We start from the raw sequence: 645 nt of genomic DNA on the forward strand, positions 1-645 counted from the left end.
AGATCCTGCGAAAGTTTGACACGAACACAGAAGCTGCGACCGCAAATAGTCAACCATGTTCATCGCTTCGGCGACAGACTTGCGCCTTGGACGCGAGCTCAGCCGGGTCCAAGGAGGGTGCTGATGGCGAGTTTCGGCAGCGAGTTGCTCGCCGCCGCGCTCGCCGGTACCGCCGCCGACGAGCATCCGTTGCGGCACGTCGCCGAGCTGCCGCCGCGCGGCGGCCGCCCGCACCGCTGGCCGACATGGGCCGAGCCCGACGTGGTGCGCGCCTTCACCGACCGCGGCGTCATTTTGCCCTGGTCACACCAGTCGGCGGTCGCGGAATTGGCTCACTCCGGCCGCCACGTGGTGGTGAGCACCGGCACCGCGTCGGGCAAGTCGCTGGCCTACCAACTTCCCGTCCTCAACGCGCTGGCCACCGATCCGCGCGCCCGGGTGCTGTACCTGTCGCCGTCGTAGGCGGTGGGCGCGACGTCATGGCACCGCGGGACGGCGCCCGCCAGCGTGTGGGCGGCCCGCAATTGGTCATGCCCCAGCGCCTTCGTCGGCGACAGGTACAGCACCCGGGCGCGCGGACGGTGGCCTTGTGGGAACCGGCGCTGCGGCCCGATCTGCTGGGCGAGAACGGGGCACCGGTGCGCC

General features: G+C 70.7%; 2 pseudogenes. One reads left to right on the forward strand and one right to left on the reverse strand.

Annotation, left to right across the window (positions count from 1 at the left end):
• Nucleotides 1-123: 123 nt before the first annotated feature.
• A pseudogene (locus A9X05_RS01045) lies at nt 124-459 on the forward strand (DEAD/DEAH box helicase); the annotation flags it as partial.
• On the opposite strand, the pseudogene A9X05_RS31875 reads toward A9X05_RS01045, so the two are convergent.
• Nucleotides 450-575: pseudogene (locus tag A9X05_RS31875) on the reverse strand (hypothetical protein); the annotation flags it as partial. The pseudogenes A9X05_RS01045 and A9X05_RS31875 sit on opposite strands and share 10 nt — an antisense overlap.
• Nucleotides 576-645: the final 70 nt, after the last annotated feature.

It is taken from the genome of Mycobacterium sp. E3298 (assembly GCF_001666895.1).
Taxonomy (GTDB): domain Bacteria; phylum Actinomycetota; class Actinomycetes; order Mycobacteriales; family Mycobacteriaceae; genus Mycobacterium.